The following is a 20,521-nucleotide window of genomic DNA, read 5'->3' as shown; positions in this document are numbered from 1 at the left end:
AAGATAAAATAAGAGGGAAATTTGCGCTAAATTTCAAATTTTAAGTTTAATAGTTAAAAATTCAAATCAAATTCCAAAATTCGGCACAGAAATAAACAGCCAGCGAAAACAGCGTGAATTTATCTCAAATCAACCTAAATTTGCGCACAAATTCAGATTAAATGAGCAAATTTCAAATGCAAATTCTGCGGGCTAATTTAGCGCAAATTCAAAATTCACAAATTCAAATTCACTCAAATTTTACAAGCAAACTTAACACAATTTCCCTATTTTTTCGTGATTTTATATAGCAGATTTCCCACACTTTGGATAATCTGCACGACTACTATCAAAATCACGACCGTATAAGCCATAATATCAGGGCGGAAACGCTGAAATCCATACCTAATCGCCACATCGCCCAGTCCGCCGCCACCGACCGTGCCAGCCATAGCCGTAAATCCGATAATCACAATCAAAGTAAGCGTAATCGCGTTTATTATCGCAGGCAGTGCCTCGACGAACATCACGCGGAAGATTATCTGCGACTTACTCGCCCCGAAGCTCTTCGCAGCCTCGATTACACCGGGATCGACCTCGACTAGCGCACTTTCGATTAGACGCGCGATAAATGGCGCAGAACCGATTGTTAGAGGCACAATCGCCGCCGTGGTGCCGATACTCGTGCCTACGAGCATTTTCGTAAATGGAAACAGCACGATTAGCAGGATAATAAACGGAAAACTTCGCAAGATATTCACCACGATATCAAGCACCGCGTATAGCGAGCGGTTTTCGTATAGCCCGCCAGCGCGCGTGAGCACTAGCACGATAGCTAGCACGCTACCTAGCAAAAACGCCAAAAATGTCGATACGAAGGTCATATACAGCGTATCTCGCGTCGCTTCTAACAAAAGTGAAGTAATCTGTGAATTAAAAAATCCCTGTATGCTCTCAAACATTTCCAATCTCCAAATTTAAACTATCTCAAATTTATGCCAAAACTCTTCGTCGCGCTCGATAAGCCCCCTAGCTACCAGAGTTTCTAGCACTTCGCGCGAACACAGCGTCTCGCCCGGCCACTGCCTATCATACCCGTCCTGCGCGCCCTTGCTAGTAGCGTCGATTCCGATATGCTCGCCATTTATAAAAACATCGCGCAGAGCGTCGATATTATTCACCACACGCCAAAGGCTCATATACAGGTTGTTTGGGTCGTTTTTCTCATCTGTGAAAATCAAAATTTTAAAATTCGCCCCAGCTTCCTTGCAAAGCTGTTCAAAGGTCTCCCTCACACTTGAAGTTTTTTTCAAATTCACAAGCACAAAGGGATTTTTGCACTCGGTAAAGTGCTGCGCTAGGGAGACTACATCTTTTTTGACACTATGAAAGCTCTCCAACAAATCCTCATCGCTAAGCACCTGTGGCGCAGGACTCGCGCTAGGCTGCGAAACATCGATACCAAGCTTCCCGCCAAAGCACGCATTTGGGCTAGCGTGATCTAGCTGGTCGCACACACCCTCGCTAAATGTGAGCGATCTAGGCGAAATTCTATCAAGGATAAATTTTGCTAGCGCCCTGTAATCGCCCAAATTTGGCGCATCTTCACCCACAAAAATCGCGTGTTTTACGAAGCTCATCTGCCCCACGCCCCAAAATGCGTGCATTAACTGCTGTGCGTGCGCTGGGTAGCGAGAGTGAAATTTAGCCAAAATTAGGTTGTGAAAAACCCCATTTTCAGGCATACGATAATCAATCAAATCAGGCGCGCTCGTGCGAAAAAGTGGCAAGAAAATGCGCTCCGTGGCGTATCCCATAAATTTATCTTCTAGTGGCGGTTTGCCCACGACCGTGGCGGCAAAAATCGGATTTGTCTTGTGCGTGATAGCCTCCACTCTCATCACAGGAAACGGCAAAATCGGCGTATAAAAGCCCGTATGATCGCCAAATGGCCCCTCATCGCACATCTCGCCAGGCTCCACGAAGCCCTCTATCACGAAATCCGCGTCATGCGGGACATAAATATCGTTTGTGATAGACTTGACGAGGCAGGCTGGCTCTTTGCGGATAAAACCATAAAGCAAAAGCTCGAAAACACCCTTTGGCAGGGGCGCTTGACCGCACCAGATATACAGCGGATCGCCACCGATCGCCACTGATACTGGCATTTTGCGCCCAGCGCGCGCGTATTCGTGATATAAATGCGCGCCGTCCTTGTGAATTTGCCAGTGCATGCCAAGGCGGTTTTTATCATAGACTTGCAAGCGATACATGCCCAAATTTTGGGTATCTCCGTTTAAATCTTTCGTATAAACCTGCCCCATAGTGATAAATGCCCCACCGTCATTTTTCCAAGTTTTTAGAATAGGAAGCGCGCCCAAATCGACATCCGCGCCAGTATGCACGACCTGCTGACACTCGCCCTGCACTTTTTTTCTTTTTGTAAAAACCTTGCGAAGCGAAACGAGATATGAGAGAAAATCTATTTTTTCTTTAAAATTCTTTGGTTTTTTTGGCTTCAAAAGTGCTTCGATTTCGCCTGCGATCTCCTCTACTTCACGGCCTAAAATCAAATTTAGCGCCTCGAAACTCCCAAAAACATTTGTCAGCACTGGCGCAAATTTCGCCCCAGATGAATTTGTCGGGTTTAAAAAAAGCAGAGCTTGCGAATTTGGCTTTTTCACCTCGATATAGCTGATATGAGCGATTTCTAAATCTATATCGCAAGGCTCAGCGATAATGCGCAAAAGCCCAGCCTTGTGGAGTTTGTGAATCCAAGGATTGCTTCTAATAAGATTTTCTATATTTTCTACGCTTTTCATTCACTCCTCCTAAATTTAAAAAAACAGATTTTTCTCGCGCGGTTTTTGGCTCAAAAAACTCACTATATCGGCGCGGTTGCCGTAAATCAGGGCATAGTGAAACTCTGGGATTGTTTTTAGCATTTCGAGTTTCGAAAATCTAAAATCGATTGCGGTTTCGCCAAACTCATCGTCCCAGCTCGCGCAAATTAAAATTTTATCCCTAAATTTAGCCCGCAAATACTGTGCCGCGCGCACAAAAAGCTCTTTATCACTTTCGATGATAAAGGCGCGGTAACTCTCACCAAAAGGGGTAATATTTAAAAATTTATCCACGAAAATCGGTTCAAAATGGCTTAGAGCGCTGAAATTTTGAAGTCTAAATTCGATATTTTTGCGCCCCAAAAATTTCAAAATTCCACACAAATCCGGCAGGAAAATTTGCGGAAAAACTAAATTTGAATAATAAATTTCATCATAAATAAAACTCGAATAAAATATCGACCCGCTGTAAGTTTCGCTTAAATTTTCATCTTTTTCGATTTTTTGATAGCTAATCTCCAAAAGCTGCAAAAACTCCCTATTTTTGGTGAAATAAATGTGCTTTTGCTCGTGGCTGATTAGATGAATAAAAAGCTCGTGAAGCGTGTTTGGAGCAAAAATCAGGTTTTTTGGCACGCTGATGAAGCGCAAAATTGAGGCTTGGATTTCATCAATTAGCACGAATTGATGACGCCAAATATCGCCTAAAAATTTAATCATTCTAAGCAAGGCGACATTTAAATTTTCGACCTTGATAAAGGCGACCTCGTCGTTGCTAACCTTAAAATCACTATCAAAAATCACGGCATAAGCGCCGTTTGCAATAGCTGTCTCGACATCTTTTGCGCTCGCATTTACCGCTATGAAGGCTGCTTTTTTGTGAATTTTATGCGCACAAATAGAAAAACTCTCCACCGCCGAAACACTCGGGCGGTTTAGCATTTTTCCATTTACAATGCGGACTAGATTGGCTAAATTTGTCATTGTTTAATCGCCAAAATGCGTAAATTCGCGCTAAATTTTAGCAAAATTTGTGCCGAAATTTGGGAGATAAACAGCACAAACCTACCCTACTCGCGCGCCGTTTTTTACTTCGCCATGTGTGCCAAGAAGCGTGAGTTTGCCGTCTTCTGCGCTTAAAATCATGCCTTGGCTAATGTGGCCGAAAATTTTGGCTGGTTTTAGGTTTGCTAGGACGCAGACTTGTTTGCCAATTAGTTCTTTTGGACTATAAAATTTAGCGATACCGCTGATGATTTGGCGTGGAGCTTCCTCGCCTAAATCAATCATAAATCTTAGCAATTTATCGCTACCCTCGATATTTTCGCACTCCAAGACCTTGCCTACTTTAATCACGCATTTTGCAAAATCATCGATTTTGATCTGCGCCTCAGCGTTTTCATCTTTTTTAGGCCCGACACTTGCCTCTGGTCTGCTCATAAGCTCGCTTTCTACCTTCGCAAACAGCGGCTCGCACGCACTCGCGCTATAATCCAACAACTCGCCACGAAGGCAGAGTTTTTCGTAAATTTCAGTTGAAATTTTAAATCCAAGCGCAAAGGCGATTTTATCCGCAGTTTTTGGCATTGCAGGGCTTAAAAGCACAGCAACTTTGGCCAAAATATTGGCTACAAGCGCCACAAGCGCATTTGCCTTTTCGCTCTCGCCATTTTTTATCAAATTCCACGGCTCGTATTTTGCAATCGCGCCATTTGCCAGCGCAAGAGCCTTCCAAAGCTCCTCTAAATAGCGATTTGTCGCGACTTCTTCAAGTTGAGCGATCGCCGAGCTTATCAAAGCATTTGCCTCGTTTATCTCGTCTGTGTAGTATTTTAAGACATCTTTGGAATTTATGATATTTGCCGAATACTTAGCGCTCATACCGATAATGCGGTTTAATAAATTTCCAAGTTCGTTTGCAAGTTCTGAATTTATGCGACTAATGATAGCTTTTTGCGAAAAATCGCCGTCTTGACCAAACGGCACTTCACGGAGCAAAAAGTATCTAAACTGCTCCAAACCATAAGCCTCAGCCACCTCGGCAGGATTTACGACATTGCCTAAGCTTTTGCTCATTTTGCGTCCGTCCCTAGTCCACCAGCCGTGCGCTGCGATAGTGCGTGGCATAGGCAAATTTAGGCTCATCAAAAACGCCGGCCAATACACAGCGTGAAATCTCAAAATATCCTTGCCGACTATATGAAGCGTGTCGCCCCAAAAGTCCATTTTAGCGTCATCTACACCATAACCTATGGAAGTGAGATAATCCATTAAAGCGTCCAACCAAACATAAATCACATGTTTATCATCTTTTAGCTCGCTTGGAATTTTAATCCCCCAATCAAAGCCTGTGCGTGTGATAGAAAGGTCTTTTAAGCCACTTTTTACAAAGCTTATAACCTCATTTTTCTTACCCAAAGGCAAAATACACTTATCGCTCTCATACCATTTTAAGAGCCTATCGCCATAAGCACTGAGTTTGAAAAAATAGCTTTCTTCTTTTAAAATTCTAGTTTTTTTGCCACAATCAGGGCAGTATTCGCCGTCTATTAGCTGATTTGACGGGAAAAAACTCTCGCAACTAACGCAGTAATTCCCTTCGTATTCGCCCTTGTAAATATCGCCATTTTCATACATTTTGCGAAATACATTTTGCACGCCTATTTCGTGGTTTTTATCTGTCGTTCTTGAATACATATCGTAAGAAATTTCAAATTTATCCCATAATTCTCTGAATTTCGCACTGATTTCATCTGCGTATTGTTGCGGTGTTTTGCCCCGTTTAGCAGCGGCTTCTTCGATTTTTTGACCATGTTCGTCGGTGCCGGTTTTAAAGATAACCTCATGCCCTTGCAAACGATAAAATCTAGCCATAGTATCGCAGATAATCGTAGTATAAGCATGCCCGATATGTGGGACATCATTGACATAATAAATAGGCGTTAGTATGTATTTTTTCATCTTTTTCCTTGGGTTTGGTTTATATTATTGGCTGATATCTGCGCCACTTAGCTGATATGAAACATAGCCAGTTTCTGGGCGTATGGTGATGACAGAGCTATCGCCAGCGTCATTTATAAGCGTTACATTACAATCCTCGACAAACACCCTATCATACGGCGTAGCAGAAGCTTGTAATGCACCCATTGGGCGTCCGATATGATCAAACGAGATTGTTTGCACATTAGCGCAACCAGCCGTAAATCGAATATTTACAATGCCATACTTGCCTTGTAAAAACATTTTGTTATTTATCAAATCGCCTCTATTATTAAAGGTTTGACCAGCGAAACCAGCAGTTAAAAGTCTAGCTGGATTTTGCGGATCTCTGGCAACACAGTCATAAGGCTCTCCGCAATTTGGCTGATTGGTAAGCGCATTAGAAGTATCTTGGAAAACAGTATATTTCCAACCGTCGTTTTTACCGGAATTGTCATTATGGAATTGTATTCTCCAAACTCTTCTAAACCAATTAGGATCATTTGCGTCAAATTTATTATCATACATCGCTAATTGTTGCGTATAGCGTATGTGTGATACGAGCTGATCGCTCGCTTCGACTAGGGCATTTCGCTCTGTTTGGGGAACTGCAACCGCTGCAAGTATCCCAACTATAACTACAATAAAAATAAGTTCAATTAATGTGAAACCTTTTCTCATAATTTTTACCTTTCATAAAAATTCGCTATATTTTAACATAAAATTTCGCAATTTGAACGCCTAGTTTATAAATATCAATACTTTGATCGAAATTTCTTTCATTTTTTTCCTCTATTATGGCGTCAAAACCTTTGTTTATACCATAAAATTTAAGCCTTAACTGCATTTGCTCATCATCGCAAAGCACGCTTGCAACCCCGCGCTTTTTTAACTCATTAGCTAAATTTTTTGCCACATCAAATTTATAAATGAAATGTTTGCTAGGGCGATTTTTGAAAAACACCACATACATCGCGTCGCTAAAAATCACAGAAAAATAGCTAAAAACTAAGCTAAACAAACTCACGCCAAGCGCAAATTTGTGAAAAGAGCGAAATCTAGGAAGCCTTACTCTATATGAATTAAACACGACCCGCACGATTAATGGCGTCGCAATCACGCAGTATGGTAGCATCATCTCCATAGCCACACGCTGTCTAAGCGAAAAAATTAGCGCCAAACAAAACGCGCTAGTAGCGATATACCAGAGCAAATCTTTGTTTTCTTTAATCCAAATTCGATAAATCGCATAGACAAAAAACAAAAAAACAAAAGGCGAAAACGCCCCCGCAAATACGCCAAGAGCGTCTAGGAAATACCCGCGCGGTTTGCCCTGCGTGCCGATATCATAAAAGACTATACTAAATACAAAAAGCGCTAAATTTAGCACGAAAATTTCTCGCTTCCCAGATCTCAAAGCCCAAATTCCAAAACCGATATAAAGCATAAAAAACGCCCTATCAATAAAGGCGCTAAGCACCAAAACAGCGATAAGTGCGCCCCAGTTTTTGGTTTTGGCAAAATAGTATGCCAAAAGCGTAGCAAAGATAATAATACCGGCTGGATTTAGCAAAATCGCGCTACTCATCGAAGCAGGAAGCCCCATAAATAGCGCAGTTGCGACAAGTCTATCAAATCTGCGTTTTAGAGTAAATTTTGAAATTTTATAAATCAAGGCGCAGTTTATGAAATGCAAAATCAAAAAAGGTGCCCTTAGCGCATAATCATTTTGAGAGAAAATTTTACACGAAAGATTTGCTATGAGCGAAGTTAGGCTGTTTTGGTTATAAAAAATTTCAGCCTCGTAATAGCTTATGCTTAAATTTGATATGGCGTAAATCAAAAAAAGCGCGTCAGCACAAAACAAAATCGCTAGGATTAAAATTTCGTTTTTAATGAATTTTTCTAAGCTCATATCGTTTTAGTTTCCATATAAAAAATATCGACGCCATAACCACCACGCAAAGCGCGCTAAGGAAAGCTCCCCAGCCAAAGCTATCATACAAAAACCCCGGCACGAAACTCCCCAAAGCCCCGCCACAATAATAAAAGCTAATGTAAAGGCCGTTTGTAATGCCCTTGTGAGCGGTAGCCTTTTTATTGACATGCGCAGTGGCGACCGAGTGCGCCATAAACGAGCCGAAATAAAACACTATCATCGAGCCAAAAATCACGCCGAAGCTCTCCACATGCAAAAGCAAAAGCGCGATGAAATATATCAAAAACCCTATCATAATCGCGTTTGTCGGACCCTTGCAAAAATTCGCAATTCGCGCGACATTAAAGGAAATAAAAACTCCCACGATATAGCCAAAATACATAAAGCCGATTTTCGAGCCGTTAAATTCGCCAAGAAGCCTTTTTAACTCAAAAGGCAAAACATTTAGCGTAGCTTGAAAGACAAAACACATGCCAAAAATCGCGCAAAAAATATAGATATTTCGCGGAATTGATAAAATTTGGGCTATGTTGCGAATTTTAGGCTTTACAAGGCTGATTTTAATCACAGGCAAAATTTTATAAAGCAACACACTCACGCCAAATGCAAGCACTCCAAGCACAAAAAAGAAAAATCTCCACCCAAACAAGTCTGTAAAAAATCCGCTCAAAAATCGCCCGATAAATCCCCCAGCTATCGTCATACCCACATACGCGCCGATTGCGCTGGCTAGGTTTTGTTTGTTTGCACTTTGGGAGATGTAGCTCATTATCCCAGTCAGGGCCGCCGGGACGATGAAGCCTTGGATTATGCGAATAGTAAGCAAAATTTCATAACTATCTGCAAAAGCAAAGCAAATTTCGCTCGCGCCAAATACAAAAAACACCCCCACTAGGACATTTTTAATCGAAACTTTTTCTAAAATATAGCCATAAATTATCGAAGCAAATGCAAGCGGGGCTAAAATCGCAGTGGTAAAAAGCGAGGCTTTAAATTTTGAAATTTCTAAAATTTGCTCGAAATGCGGTTGTAGGGGCTGTGGCGCATACATAATGCACATTGCTAAAACCGCACAAAAATATAAAATCAAAAAATTAAAATTTTTCACAGCCCACTTCTAAATTTTAAAATTTACTCTTCTATTTTGTAATTTTCCCAGAAAAAGTTAATCCACTCATCGGTCTCTTTGATTTTAAAATCAGGCTGGATTAGTGCCTTGCTTTTGTAAAAAATCACCGCTGTTTTAATCTCAGCATTAGGGTATTTTTCCTCCAAAACACGCTTGATTTCGACCATACTATCGCCACTATCGATGATATCATCGACTAGCAAAATTCTTTTATAAAGTTCCAAATCAGGGATATTGAAAACATCGATTGTATCGAGCTTTTGCGTATCTGCGTAGTGGATTGAGTTAATCGAAAAAATCGTCCTCATATCAAGTGCGTTTGCTAGCGCATGACCAAATGTCAGCCCGCCACGCGCAATCGCTACAATCGCGTCAGGCGCGAAGCTATCGCGCACTTGTTTGGCGATGATTCTACTATCTTTATCAAGTTCTTCGAAGCTGTAAAATTTCATATTTTCTCCTTAATTAATGCAAAATAAATACCAGCGCGCTAATTCCTGCTAGCACCAAAACGCCCAAATTTATATCGCTAAACCTTCTTTGCACCAAGCGCACAAGCAAATAGCTGATAAATCCGAAGCTTAGACCATTTGTAATCGAATATGTAAAAGGCATAAGCATAACGATAAAAAACGCTGGAATTAAAATTCCAATATCGCTGTAATCAAGCTTGCCAAGCTCGCTAAACATCAAAATTCCAACCATTACTAGCACCGGATAAATCGCATTGCTTGGAATCGCTTTAAAAAGTGGAAGCATAAATAGCGTCAAAATAAAACAAACCGCCGCAAACACAGCAGTTAGACCAGTGCGACCACCAGCCTCGACACCACTTGCACTTTCTGCAAATGCCGTAACCGTGCTAGTGCCCACTATCGCGCCACCTACTGAGCCAACAGCGTCGGCAGTTAAATTTCGCGCTAGTTTTTTCATACCCTCAGGATCTTCGTCGCTAAAAATTTTCGCCCTATTTCCGACACCAGTCAGCGTGCCGATACTATCGAAAAGGTGAGTTACAAAAAATGTGATGATAAATGGCAAAAACGCGAGTTTTAGCGCGCCCATGATATCAAGCTGTCCAAAAATCGGCGAGATTGAAGCAGGAAGTGAGACGATACCCTCTGGTTTAGGCGAAATTCCAAACACCCACGCAATCACAGAGGTAATCAAAATCGCCAAAATAAACGAAGCTTTTACCTGCAAAACAAAAAGCAAAATCATGATAGTAAGTCCGCCAAGACCAAGCAAAACAAGTGGATCACGCAGATTGCCAAGAGCGACAAGGGTAGCTTGATCGGCTACGATAATGCCCATTTGTTTAAGCCCGATAAAGCAGATAAATGCGCCAATACCAGCACTTATCGCACGACGCAAATCAAGCGGAATTGATTTGATAACCCAAATTCGGAAATTTGTAAATGAAAGAACAGTAAATAAAAATCCACTCAAAAACACGATTCCAAGGGCTGTTTGCCATGGAATTTGCGCTCCCATACAAAGCCCAAATGTAAAATACGCATTTAAGCCCATACCCACACTAAGTGCAACAGGCGTATTTGCAAAAAAGCCATTAAAAAGCGTCGCTAATATCGTAATTAGCGCAGTTGCAGTAACTAGCGCCTCGTATGGCATGCCTGTTTGGCTCATAATGATAGCATTTACAGGCACTATGTAAATCATAGCCAAAAATGTGGTAATTCCCGCATTCAACTCTTGCTTGATAGAAGTTTTATTCTCTTCTAACTTAAATAACGAAGTCATCGCCGTCCTTTTCAGTGATATTTAGTTTTTTTGCTGCAAAATTTATAGTCGTTCCTTGGATTAAAACCGAGATTAAAACCATAAAGAAAACGATATTAAAAATAATATGAGATTCCTCTAAATGATAAACATAAGGATATGTCGCAAGTATGATAGGAACTGCGCCCCTTAGCCCTACCCACGAAATATAAAATTTTTCAAATTTGGAATATTTGCTTTTGATAAGTGAGATAAAAACACTAGCTGGCCTAGCTATAAAAATCAAAACCAGTGACAAAATAATCGCATTGTGCGCGATTTGAGGCAGGTCTGATGGAAAAACCAAAAGCCCAAGGGTCAAAAACACGACGATTTGCATCATCCACGCAATCACTTCGTGAAATGCTATGATATTTTCTTTGTTTGGAAATGCGTATTTGTTCGCCAAAACCCCAGCCATATAGACGCTTAAATATCCATTACCGCCCAAATGCGAGCTTAGCCCAAACATTATAAGTAGCCACGCAATGCTAATTAGCGGGTAAAGTCCTGTTTGCATAAGGCGTAAATTTATGCAAATTCTAGGGAACAAATACCCAAACGCAATACCCAAAACTCCGCCCACTGCAAACTGCAAGAAAAAGTGCATTAGCATTTTTTCTATCGTTGTATCTTGGGCTAAAACTATCAAATTTAAAATAGCGATTGTCAAAAAAATCGCCATAGGGTCGTTGCTGCCGCTTTCTAGCTCCAAAAGTTCATTTAAGCCATTTTTGAGCTTGATTTTTTGGCTTCGCAAAATCATAAACACAGCCGCTGCGTCCGTCGAAGATATAATCGAGCCAAGTAAAAGTGCGTGAAGTGGCGCAAAACCCAAAACCAAATGTATAAAAACCGCCATTATCAAAGCAGTCAGCAAAACACCAATGGTCGCAAGCAAAACCCCGCTTACCATAACGCTTTTAATGTGTTCAAATTTGGTATTTAATCCGCCACTATAAAGTATGAAAACAAGGGCGATTGTCCCCACAGCTTGTGCCAAATGTGGATTGTCAAATTCAATCCCCACAATGCCCTCACTACCAAGTAGCATACCAAAACCCAAAAACACGAGCAAGAGCGGAAGCCCGATTTTTTCTGAAATTTTACTAGCATAAACACTGATAAAGAGTATAACACCGATACCGATGATATATAAATTCAGGCTACTTAGTAAAATTTCCATTTTTAACTCGCATAAATTTGAAGTTCGTTATACAAACTATCGCGCTCGACTGGGATTAACCCGGCAGTTTGAATTAAATCGATAAAATCTTTTTTATTCACACCCTTTTTGCTCTGCGCGCCTGCGCTACTTTGGATACTTTCGTTCTCAATCGTGCCGTCGATATCATCTGCGCCAAATTCTTGCGCCACTAAGGCTAAATTTAGCGTCGAAGTCGCCCAATACGCCTTGATATGCGCTACATTATCTAGCAAAATTCGAGCGATTGCGATTGTTTTTAAAACCTCAGCCGAACCCATAGCCTTAGGCGTCTGCAAATAGTTATTTTCTCTTTGATACACAAGCGGGATAAACGCGTTAAATCCGCCGCCGTTGCCGTTTTTAAGAGCCTCATCTTGCAGGTCGCGAATTCGCAAAATGTGATCTGTGCGGTGAGCGAAATTTTCAATATGGCCAAAAAGCATGGTTGCGTTGCTTTGGCGACCAAGTCTGTGCCAAATTCGGTGAATTTCTAGCCAATTTTGTGAGCTTACCTTTCCTTTGCAAATTTGCTCCCTCACGCCCTCATCAAATATCTCAGCACCGCCACCAGGCATGCTATCTACGCCACTAGCAATCATATTTTTTAGCGTTTCTTCGTAAGGCATTTTCCATTTTCGCTTGAAAAAATCCACCTCAGCTGCGGTCATTGCTTTGATATGCAAATTTGGAAATTTAGATTTTATAGTGCTAAATAGATCAAAAAACCACTCGGGCTTTAAATTTGGATTATGCGAGCTTACGATATGCACCTCTTTGGTGCCTCTCTCCACAGTATCAGCCACTATGCCCAAAATTTCATCTTTGCTCATTGTGTAAGATTGCTTCTCGTTTTTGCGATGAGCCGAAAAAGCACAAAATTTACAGGTATCAGCGCACAAATTTGAAGGATTTATATGACGATTTGAGTTGAAAAACACCTTTTTGCCATTTTTTTGCTCTCTAATCAAATTTGCAAATTTAGCTAGGTCGAAAAGGTCTAAGTCCCACAATTTGGTCGCTTCATCGAAATTTAATCTTTCATTATTTTCTAATTTTTTTAATATTTCCATAAAACTTCCTAAAATTTAAATCGTAATTATATAGTTTTAAAATTTAATCTAGCTAATTTTTTAAAAATTTTCTAACGATTTACGAAAAATTACTATAATTTTGCGAATTTTGCTGAAAGGAATAAAATTTAAAAATGTGCGGAATCGTAGGATATATCGGAAATAAAGAGAAAAAAAATATCGTCCTAAATGGTCTAAGAGAGCTTGAATACAGAGGCTATGATAGCGCTGGAATCGCTATTATGGAGGGCAAGGAAAATGCGAATATTACATATTTTAAGGCTGTTGGAAAACTAAAAAATTTAGATGAAAAAATGGCTGATTTTAGCAGCGAGTGTTTTGGAGTATCGATCGGCCATACTAGGTGGGCGACGCACGGCAAACCGACCGAACTAAACGCTCACCCGCATTTTGGCGAATTTAGCTTTGTGGTGCATAATGGAATTATTGAGAATTACCAAGAGCTAAAAGATGAGCTTAGTAGCGAGGGCGTGGTGTTTTTGAGCCAAACAGACACTGAGGTCATCGTGCATTTGTTTGAAAAATACTATAAAATTCACGCCGACGCATTTAAGGCTTACGAGGCTACGATTGCGCGTTTGCATGGGGCTTATGCGACACTTTTGATCACAAAAGCAGCACCTGGGAAGGTATTTTTCGCCAAAAACGCAGCCCCACTAATCGTGGGATTTGGCGAGAGCGGTGAAGTTTTATTTAGCTCATCAGACGCGCCATTAATCGGACTAGCTAGCAAGGTTACCTACCTAGATGACGGCGTGTATGGCGTGGCTAATAGCGATGAAATCAGCGTATATCAAAACGGCAAAAAAATCTCTCCAAACTACGGCGAACTTCCGAAAGACAAGGGTTACGCGCAAAAAGAGGGTTATAGATTTTTCATGGAAAAAGAGATTTACGAACAATCCCAAGTCATCACAGAGACCATGATGGGGCGCGTGATAAAGGCTGGGGATATTAAATTTGATGAAATTTCGCCTGATTTGTTTGAGGGCGTAGATGAGATTATGATTTGTGCGTGTGGCACGAGCTACCATGCTGCGCTAGTTAGCGCGTATCTTTTTGAAAGACTAGCCAAAATTCGCACCAAAATCGAAATCGCTAGCGAATTTCGCTATAAAGAGCCGTTTTTAAACCCAAACGCGCTTTTTATCGTAATTAGCCAAAGTGGCGAGACAGCCGACACCCTAGAAGCCCTAAAAATCGCCAAAGAAGCAGGATTAAAAACCCTAGCAATCTGCAATGTCGATAACAGCTCAATCGTGCGCTTAGCAGGCAGTGTAATCCTAACTCGCGCCGGTATCGAAAAGGGTGTGGCAAGCACAAAGGCCTTTGCTACGCAGGTCATGGTGCTATGGATGCTAAGCGTCTATGTTGCAAGATTGCGCAAAACTATCAGCGAAAATGAGCAAAACGAGCAAATTTCAACAATGCTTAAAATTCCGCAAATTTTAAAAATCAATCCACGCCTACAAGAGCGAATTTACCGCCTTAGCAAGCACTATTTGCACGGACATGGATTTTTCTTTATCGGGCGGGATATTTTCTATCCGCTTGCACTTGAAGGCGCACTCAAACTAAAAGAAATTTCATATCTACACGCTGAGGGATACCCAAGTGGAGAGATGAAACACGGCCCAATCGCGCTGGCTGATGAGCACCTTTTCACAATCGCGCTAATGCCACAATCCCTACTGTATGAGAAAACCAAAAGCAATGTCGAGGAGCTTGCTGCTAGGGATTCATATATTTTAGCCATTAGTCCAAAGGAATTTGACCTAGCAGATGATTTTATCAAAACCAGCGACCAAACCAGCCCAATGGCTGAATTTTTCGAAATGATGATAATACTGCAACTTTTAGCCCTTGAAATCTCTGTGCGCCTTGGCAACGATGTGGATATGCCACGAAATTTGGCAAAAAGTGTAACCGTAGAATAAATTTTAAATATTTATTTACTTTAAATTTATAAAATTCCGTGAAATTTCACTTTCACGGGGTTTTTATGAAACTTGCAGGACAAATTCTAAACAAATCTGTAATCTTAGGCGACGACGGCAAAAGATACACCTACTCTACCTTTGATTTCCACGACGAAAATTTAAAAATCGGCGATTTTGTAAGCTTCATCGCCGAAAAAGACAAAGCAGTTTTTATCAAATACATAAAAGACGGCGTAAGCCCAGAGCCACAGGACGAAACTTCGTTTCTCAAAAAAGAGGTAAATTTCGAATTCGTCGAAATCGAGCCTAAACAAAACGAAAATTTAGAGAGCAAAATTTATTCAAATTTCATACGCAAACACGGAATTCTCTCGTGCATTTTGCCACTGATTTTCGCTGGGGGATTAATGTTTTTCAAAAGCGAAATAATCTCATTTTTGCTCGCTAATAGCACAAATTTGGGCTTTGTAAATTCAGCTTCGGTTGGGATTTGCGTAGAGTTAGCCATAGTTTTTATCTGGTTACTTGCGTATTTAATACCGCTAAATTTGGTGTTTAACGGCCTTGCAGTCGCCACGCACGATCTATACGCCAAACGCCAAATCAACTCATTTAATCTATTTTTTATCCTAACTTTGATTGTCGCACTTGCAGAAATGAATAATTTCTTTGGCCTGCAAAAATACGGCCTTGGCGTGCTGTGCGCGCTAGGCGTGCTGGGGTTTTGCGCGTATTTTTACAAAGCCAAGGCATTTTTCTACCTAAGCAAAAAAACAGGGGTCAAACTCTTCATTTTAGCCCTGATTGTGGATTTCGTGGCTGTATTTAGCGCAAATGTGCTAAACAGATTTTTTGGCTTTATTAACCCTGATTTGATTTGGTGGCAACATGTCGCAATCTGCGCGGTTATCGCGCCACTTTATATACTTTCGTTTTTGCTGATAAAACGCCTTGTTTAGGCGTTTTATTTGGCTCTTTTGGCGTAAAAATTTAGCCTAAATTTAGCAAATTCACCCCGCATTATCGCTTCTCGCATTTGTTTTACTAAATTTAGATAATAATGCAGATTATGAATACTTGCTAAGCGGTAAAATGTCAGCTCGTGCGCGCGAAATAGGTGGTTTAAATACCCGCGCGAAAAATTTTTGCAAGTGTAGCAATCGCACTCATCATCAAGCGGTCCATGGTCATGGACGAAACAGGCGTTTTTAATGCTAAATTTGCCCCTGCTTGTAAATATCGTGCCATTGCGCGCATTTCTCGTAGGCATTACGCAATCAAACATATCCACGCCCCGCGCGACATTTTCGACCAAATCCTCTGGCGTGCCCACGCCCATTAGATACCTTGGGCGAGCCTCATCGATGAAAGGCATTACCCCCTCGACCGTGTCATACATTAGCTCGTTTGTCTCGCCTACGCTCAATCCGCCGATTGCAAGCCCGTCAAAGCTCATTTCACAAAGTGCGAGCGCGCACTCTTTTCGCGCCTCATAATCCGTGCCGCCTTGGATAATGCCAAAGATATTTTGGTGAGTGTGAGATCCGCGCGCCTTATTTTCGCTGTGAAATTCCACCGCTTCCTTTGCCCATTTTATCGTGCGTTTCACGCTCAAATCAATGCGCTTTTTAAGTCTGATTTTAGCCTCGCTTTCAAGCTCGTTTGGATTGCGTGGCAAATCGACCAAATCATCTAAAATCATCATAATGTCCGAATTTAGCGCGTATTGCGTCTGTATCACAGAGCGGGGCGTGAAATAATGCGTGCTTCCGTCAATATGGCTTTTAAATTTTATGCCGTTTTCGTCGTTTTTGGTGTTTGCCCGCAGTGAAAATGCCTGAAACCCACCGCTATCTGTTAGGAAATTTCCCCCGAATTTGCTAAATCCATGAAGTCCGCCAAACTCCTCTACCACGCTAGCTCCTGGGCGCAGATACATGTGATATGTGTTTGCTAGGATTATCTTTGCGCCTAGTATTTCGCTCGCATCATGCGCGTCTAGGCCTTTGATAGCACCCACCGTGCCAACAGGCATAAAAATCGGCGTTTGCACCACGCCGTGCGCCATTTCTAGGGTGCAGGCGCGCGCTGCGCCATCTTTTGCGTCTATTTTAAATTTCATTACTTTCCTTTGGTAAATTTTGCGCTATTTTACCAAAGTTTTTGCCTTTTTTAGAGTTTTTGAAATTTTTGCGTCCGCTTAGATACTCGCTGTATCTCGTGCCATACAGACTTGCGTGCCAAATCGCAAAGCCAAGCATGCTAATTCCGCTTATTTTGTGGATTTTACGCCACACCTTGCCCTTTTTAAACCCGCTAAACGCGCAGATTCCCATACTCACTGCAAGGCTATTTTTGGCTAGTTTTCGCTGAAATTGCAAATCCAAAATTTTATCCTTACTTTTCAAATTTAGCCCCTTTTATTGAATTTAAAAGCAGAGCAATCGTCGTGCCATTATGCAAAATCGCCGTGGATATCGGGCTTAAAATCCCAAGCGTAGCCAAAAGCAAAATCGCCGAATTTACCCCAACGGTAGCGTTAAAATTCCGCCTAATCAGCCTTAGCGTATCATCTGCTGCGGCTTTGATTTTCGCCACGCCCTCGATATCGTTTTTTAAAAGCAAAATTTGCGCGCTTGCCTTTGCGATGTGCGCAGAGCTAGGCATACCTATCCCCACATCTGCTGCCATTAGGCTAGGAGCGTCGTTTATGCCATCTCCTATAAATGTAACCTTATGCCCGCGCGATTGCAAATCCTTGATAATCTCGGTTTTTTGCGTCGGCAAAAGCTCCCCATACGCCGCGTCAAGCCCCAACTCGCGCGCCACTTCATCGGCTTTTTGCTTCACATCGCCACTTAGCATTATGATTTGTTTGACCCCTATTTTGCGAAGCTGGGAAATCACAAATTTAGCATTATCGCGAAGTCTATCACGCAGTCCAATCACGCCCAAAAGCTTGCCGTCAAATGCGATGAAAAGTAGCGAAAGGCCGCGATTTTCTAAATTTTCAATCCGTTTTTTAAACGGCGCGAAATCTATCATCTCATCATCTTGTAAAAAATGCTTCGAGCCAATGATTAAAATTTTGCCCTCTATGTTTGTTTTCACCCCGTGCGCTACGACAAATTCTACCTCATCGTGGCTGACATGGATAAATCCTCGCTTTTTGGCTGCTTCTACGATAGCCTGAGCGACTGGGTGGAAATAGTGCTCCTCTGCGCTCGCTGTCAAATTTAAAATGTCTTTATCGCTGAAATTTTTATCAAAGGATATGATTTTTACGACCTCTAAATTCCCGTGTGTGAGCGTGCCTGTTTTATCGAAGACAAAGGTATCGCTAGCTCCAAGACTCTCTAAGGCTTTCGCCCCTTTTATGAGAATTCCAGCCTTACCAGCCTTTGAAATGCTCGATTTAAAGGCAACTGGCGTTGGGAGTTTGAGCGCACAGGAATAATCAGCCTGCAAAACAGAGGCAACGCTAGTGAAATTTCGATTTATCAGATACGAAACCCCAGCTAGCCCAAAGGTAATAGGCACTAGCTTATCGCCCAGCCTCATCGCACGCGCGCCGATTTGCGAGCGCTCTTTGAGTGCATTTGCGATGTATTTTTTGATACTGTGCGCAGATGTTTCATCGCCCACACTTTGGGCATAAATCCTAATCGCCCCCTCAGCGACTATCGTCCCACTAAGCACCATATCGCCCCTGCTTTTGCGCGCTGGCAAGGCTTCGCCTGTCATGGATGATTGATTGATAAGGGCTTCTCCGCTTAAAATATGGCCATCTACGCCGATGATATCGCCAGATCTTACCACGACGATATCGCCTGTTTTAAGCTCTTTGGCTGGGATTTTCATCTCAATTTTTTCGCCGTTTTGCTCTACCTCAACCCACGCCTCGCTAATATCAGGTTTGGCTAGCTCTTTTATCAAATCATCGCTTTTATAAACGGTGCTTTCTTCCATATACTCGCCAAGGGCTAGCATTGTATTTGTGCTATTTGCCGCGAAAGTATCGGCCCTGCCAAAGGAAATCCCCACAGCCAAAGCTTCAAGCGTTTTAGAAGTTAATCCATGCGCCAGGCTCTCTTTTGCCCCCTCTTTAAGCAACGGCAAACAAGCAATCAAGCTAAAAAGTCGCACAAACGCCGAATTTCGAAAGAAAAAATTCGCCCCAAGCGCAGCGGCTGAGACAATCAAAGCGTTTTTGCTAGGGGCATGTGAGCGTTCGCGCTTTTTAGCGCGCTTAAATTTGGCTAAGTCTAAATTCGCTAGGTATTTTATCAGCTCGTCGCGAGTGCTAGTATTTGCGCTCTTGCGAGAGTTTGCGCTCTTGCGGGAGCCCTCACTCTCGCCCTTGGCTTTGCGGGCAGTATTTTTGAAAGCTAACCTAGTAAAATTTTTGTCATAATTTATAACCAAAGCGCCGATTTTAGCGTTAAATCTGCACTCTTTAACACCGCCAAATTTTGAAATTTCTTTTAAAAATTCGCCCTCATTTAAATTTTTAAAAGCGCAAATTTTAAGCCTGATTCGCCCCGCACACTCGTGTTTTATCTCAAATTTCATTTTCGCTCATTTGCGCTTTTGCGTCCAAAAAACGCTCCTTCATCTCCTCAATCCCCATTTCAAAGAGCTCCGAGCCCTTTGCGATAAATTTAAAAAGGTTTGTTTGCGCATTTTCGTTAGTGAAAAAATACACAACCGCAGCGCCCAAAATTGCGCCATTTAAAAATGAATTTTTCTTAAAAAATTTGCTTTTGCCTAATTGATTTAGCCCGGCAAAATTTGAAAGGTTTTTGGATTTTTTGCCACCAAGTGTGCTATTTATCCATTTTGATAGCTCGCCAAGCTCGCCGTTTGCGCTATTTTCACAATATTTTAAAATTTGTTTTAACTCTTTTTTAGAAATCTTTTTTTTGCTCATTTTTCTTCCTTTGTGATTAAATTTTCGCTCATTTCTAGCGCGCATGTCGCCAAAACTGCGCCCACAAGCGCCCCCAAATACTCGCCCTGGACTAGTTTGTTTGCGCTATAAATCGCCCCACCTGCGATGATACCTCCACGAAGCGCCGAATTTAGCCCATCATACATGGCCTGCTTTTTGTTTTTGCCTTTTTTGACATTTGCAATCTCGCTCGCAGCCCCAGCAATCGCCCCAGCTAGCGCGCCACTTAGGGCATTATCGATTGGCGAGCGAGATAGAGTTAGTTTGGTATTCATACCCTAACCTTAAATTTGCGTCTCAGTCGCGCCCTCTGCGCGTTTGGCGCGTGGTTTAGGGGTGGTTGATTTTTTCGCGCGCGGTTTTTTCGCTGGTTTTTCGGCGCTTTTTTTACTCGCGGATTTTTTTGGCTCACCAGCAGTTTTTTCTAGCTCGCCTTTTGCGTTTTTAAATTTCTCGCTAATCTCATCGCCTGCCCTATTTAGCGTGGTTTTGACGCCATCGCTCGCACTTTTTACCTTATCTTTTAGCTTTTTTGCGCCCTCGCTTTTAGCAAGCTCGCTAAGACCTTGTGCGATTTTTTTGCGATTTGTGAGCGCATAGACACCAGCCCCACCAAAAACTAAACCTAAAAAAAATCTAATCGGCATAATTTCTCCTTTTAAAATTTTGAAATTTACATACTTA

The 20,521-nt window shown here is 41.8% G+C and carries 19 protein-coding genes; 2 read left to right on the top strand and 17 right to left on the bottom strand.

The genetic code is table 11. From position 1 onward, the window contains the following. Window positions 1-266: 266 nt before the first annotated feature. The 11 genes from OFO12_RS05710 to mqnE form a co-directional block, all read right to left on the bottom strand. Entirely contained in the window at window positions 267-941 is a 675-nt protein-coding gene (locus OFO12_RS05710) for a methionine ABC transporter permease (RefSeq protein WP_270859153.1), read from the bottom strand. A gap of 15 nt (window positions 942-956) precedes the next feature. After that, complete coding sequence (locus OFO12_RS05705) at window positions 957-2,801, bottom strand: menaquinone biosynthesis decarboxylase (protein WP_270869792.1); 1,845 nt, start codon at window positions 2,799-2,801, stop codon at window positions 957-959. A 15-nt stretch (window positions 2,802-2,816) separates the two neighbouring features. Continuing rightward, on the bottom strand, window positions 2,817-3,806 hold the full coding sequence (locus OFO12_RS05700; protein ID WP_270869791.1) for a hypothetical protein: 990 nt from the start codon (window positions 3,804-3,806) through the stop codon (window positions 2,817-2,819). 81 nt (window positions 3,807-3,887) lie between these two features. After that, entirely contained in the window at window positions 3,888-5,783 is a 1,896-nt protein-coding gene (gene metG / locus OFO12_RS05695) for a methionine--tRNA ligase (protein WP_270869790.1), read from the bottom strand. Window positions 5,784-5,807: 24 nt separating this feature from the next. Next, the gene (locus tag OFO12_RS05690; RefSeq protein WP_270869789.1) at window positions 5,808-6,482 is read right to left on the bottom strand and encodes a pilus assembly FimT family protein; all 675 of its coding nucleotides are present in this window, start codon (window positions 6,480-6,482) and stop codon (window positions 5,808-5,810) included. A gap of 25 nt (window positions 6,483-6,507) precedes the next feature. Continuing rightward, the gene (locus tag OFO12_RS05685; RefSeq protein WP_270869788.1) at window positions 6,508-7,716 is read right to left on the bottom strand and encodes a hypothetical protein; all 1,209 of its coding nucleotides are present in this window, start codon (window positions 7,714-7,716) and stop codon (window positions 6,508-6,510) included. Next, a complete protein-coding gene (locus tag OFO12_RS05680) occupies window positions 7,694-8,848 on the bottom strand; it encodes an MFS transporter (RefSeq protein ID WP_270869787.1) in 1,155 nt (384 codons plus the stop codon). Before OFO12_RS05680 ends, OFO12_RS05685 begins: the two co-directional genes overlap by 23 nt. A 23-nt stretch (window positions 8,849-8,871) precedes the next feature. Further along, complete coding sequence (locus OFO12_RS05675) at window positions 8,872-9,321, bottom strand: phosphoribosyltransferase (protein ID WP_270859160.1); 450 nt, start codon at window positions 9,319-9,321, stop codon at window positions 8,872-8,874. A 13-nt stretch (window positions 9,322-9,334) separates the two neighbouring features. Continuing rightward, the gene (locus tag OFO12_RS05670; RefSeq protein ID WP_270866754.1) at window positions 9,335-10,630 is read right to left on the bottom strand and encodes an NCS2 family permease; all 1,296 of its coding nucleotides are present in this window, start codon (window positions 10,628-10,630) and stop codon (window positions 9,335-9,337) included. After that, window positions 10,614-11,834, bottom strand: coding sequence for a potassium/proton antiporter (locus OFO12_RS05665; protein WP_270866755.1), 1,221 nt, complete (start codon window positions 11,832-11,834; stop codon window positions 10,614-10,616). Before OFO12_RS05665 ends, OFO12_RS05670 begins: the two co-directional genes overlap by 17 nt. A 2-nt stretch (window positions 11,835-11,836) precedes the next feature. After that, entirely contained in the window at window positions 11,837-12,925 is a 1,089-nt protein-coding gene (gene mqnE / locus OFO12_RS05660; RefSeq protein WP_270869786.1) for an aminofutalosine synthase MqnE, read from the bottom strand. A 134-nt stretch (window positions 12,926-13,059) separates the two neighbouring features. On the opposite strand from mqnE, the gene glmS reads away from it, so the two are divergent. Beyond that, on the top strand, window positions 13,060-14,883 hold the full coding sequence (gene glmS, locus OFO12_RS05655; protein WP_270869785.1) for a glutamine--fructose-6-phosphate transaminase (isomerizing): 1,824 nt from the start codon (window positions 13,060-13,062) through the stop codon (window positions 14,881-14,883). A gap of 65 nt (window positions 14,884-14,948) precedes the next feature. Next, on the top strand, window positions 14,949-15,845 hold the full coding sequence (locus OFO12_RS05650) for a hypothetical protein (RefSeq protein ID WP_270869784.1): 897 nt from the start codon (window positions 14,949-14,951) through the stop codon (window positions 15,843-15,845). Window positions 15,846-15,850: 5 nt separating this feature from the next. On the opposite strand, the gene tgt is transcribed toward OFO12_RS05650, so the two are convergent. Genes tgt through OFO12_RS05620 form a run of 6 tightly spaced genes read right to left on the bottom strand, consistent with a single transcriptional unit; the run spans window position 15,851 to window position 20,484 of the window. Continuing rightward, window positions 15,851-17,008: a tRNA guanosine(34) transglycosylase Tgt gene (tgt, locus tag OFO12_RS05645; RefSeq protein WP_270869783.1), complete on the bottom strand. Its 1,158-nt coding sequence runs from the start codon at window positions 17,006-17,008 to the stop codon at window positions 15,851-15,853. After that, window positions 16,998-17,294, bottom strand: coding sequence for a hypothetical protein (locus tag OFO12_RS05640; protein WP_270869782.1), 297 nt, complete (start codon window positions 17,292-17,294; stop codon window positions 16,998-17,000). Before OFO12_RS05640 ends, tgt begins: the two co-directional genes overlap by 11 nt. Continuing rightward, window positions 17,284-19,458, bottom strand: a complete 2,175-nt coding sequence (locus tag OFO12_RS05635) for a heavy metal translocating P-type ATPase (protein WP_270869781.1) — start codon at window positions 19,456-19,458, stop codon at window positions 17,284-17,286. Before OFO12_RS05635 ends, OFO12_RS05640 begins: the two co-directional genes overlap by 11 nt. After that, a complete protein-coding gene (locus OFO12_RS05630) occupies window positions 19,448-19,816 on the bottom strand; it encodes a YtxH domain-containing protein (protein WP_270866761.1) in 369 nt (122 codons plus the stop codon). The genes OFO12_RS05635 and OFO12_RS05630 overlap by 11 nt, the downstream gene beginning before the upstream one ends. Beyond that, a complete protein-coding gene (locus OFO12_RS05625) occupies window positions 19,813-20,112 on the bottom strand; it encodes a Cys/Met metabolism pyridoxal-phosphate-dependent enzyme (protein ID WP_270866762.1) in 300 nt (99 codons plus the stop codon). The genes OFO12_RS05630 and OFO12_RS05625 overlap by 4 nt, the downstream gene beginning before the upstream one ends. Window positions 20,113-20,121: 9 nt before the next feature. Then, complete coding sequence (locus tag OFO12_RS05620) at window positions 20,122-20,484, bottom strand: hypothetical protein (protein WP_270866763.1); 363 nt, start codon at window positions 20,482-20,484, stop codon at window positions 20,122-20,124. Window positions 20,485-20,521 lie beyond the last annotated feature (37 nt).

The sequence above is a fragment of the Campylobacter sp. JMF_04 NA10 genome (genome assembly GCF_027737655.1).
Taxonomy (GTDB): Bacteria; Campylobacterota; Campylobacteria; order Campylobacterales; family Campylobacteraceae; genus Campylobacter_B.
Note: the sequence above shows the minus strand (reverse complement) of the source record. Positions and strands in the feature narration are given on the sequence as shown.

Bases quoted from the DNA above. Each gene is read 5' to 3' on its own strand.
- OFO12_RS05675 (WP_270859160.1), bottom strand. From the start codon at position 9,321: ATGAAATTTTACAGCTTCGAAGAACTTGATAAAGATAGTAGAATCATC.
- OFO12_RS05620 (WP_270866763.1), bottom strand. From the start codon at position 20,484: ATGCCGATTAGATTTTTTTTAGGTTTAGTTTTTGGTGGGGCTGGTGTC.
- OFO12_RS05665 (WP_270866755.1), bottom strand. From the start codon at position 11,834: ATGGAAATTTTACTAAGTAGCCTGAATTTATATATCATCGGTATCGGT.
- OFO12_RS05710 (WP_270859153.1), bottom strand. From the start codon at position 941: ATGTTTGAGAGCATACAGGGATTTTTTAATTCACAGATTACTTCACTT.
- OFO12_RS05685 (WP_270869788.1), bottom strand. From the start codon at position 7,716: ATGAGCTTAGAAAAATTCATTAAAAACGAAATTTTAATCCTAGCGATT.
- OFO12_RS05700 (WP_270869791.1), bottom strand. From the start codon at position 3,806: ATGACAAATTTAGCCAATCTAGTCCGCATTGTAAATGGAAAAATGCTA.
- OFO12_RS05705 (WP_270869792.1), bottom strand. From the start codon at position 2,801: ATGAAAAGCGTAGAAAATATAGAAAATCTTATTAGAAGCAATCCTTGG.
- OFO12_RS05635 (WP_270869781.1), bottom strand. From the start codon at position 19,458: ATGAAATTTGAGATAAAACACGAGTGTGCGGGGCGAATCAGGCTTAAA.
- glmS (WP_270869785.1), top strand. From the start codon at position 13,060: ATGTGCGGAATCGTAGGATATATCGGAAATAAAGAGAAAAAAAATATC.
- metG (WP_270869790.1), bottom strand. From the start codon at position 5,783: ATGAAAAAATACATACTAACGCCTATTTATTATGTCAATGATGTCCCA.
- OFO12_RS05650 (WP_270869784.1), top strand. From the start codon at position 14,949: ATGAAACTTGCAGGACAAATTCTAAACAAATCTGTAATCTTAGGCGAC.
- OFO12_RS05670 (WP_270866754.1), bottom strand. From the start codon at position 10,630: ATGACTTCGTTATTTAAGTTAGAAGAGAATAAAACTTCTATCAAGCAA.
- mqnE (WP_270869786.1), bottom strand. From the start codon at position 12,925: ATGGAAATATTAAAAAAATTAGAAAATAATGAAAGATTAAATTTCGAT.
- OFO12_RS05630 (WP_270866761.1), bottom strand. From the start codon at position 19,816: ATGAGCAAAAAAAAGATTTCTAAAAAAGAGTTAAAACAAATTTTAAAA.
- tgt (WP_270869783.1), bottom strand. From the start codon at position 17,008: ATGAAATTTAAAATAGACGCAAAAGATGGCGCAGCGCGCGCCTGCACC.
- OFO12_RS05625 (WP_270866762.1), bottom strand. From the start codon at position 20,112: ATGAATACCAAACTAACTCTATCTCGCTCGCCAATCGATAATGCCCTA.
- OFO12_RS05690 (WP_270869789.1), bottom strand. From the start codon at position 6,482: ATGAGAAAAGGTTTCACATTAATTGAACTTATTTTTATTGTAGTTATA.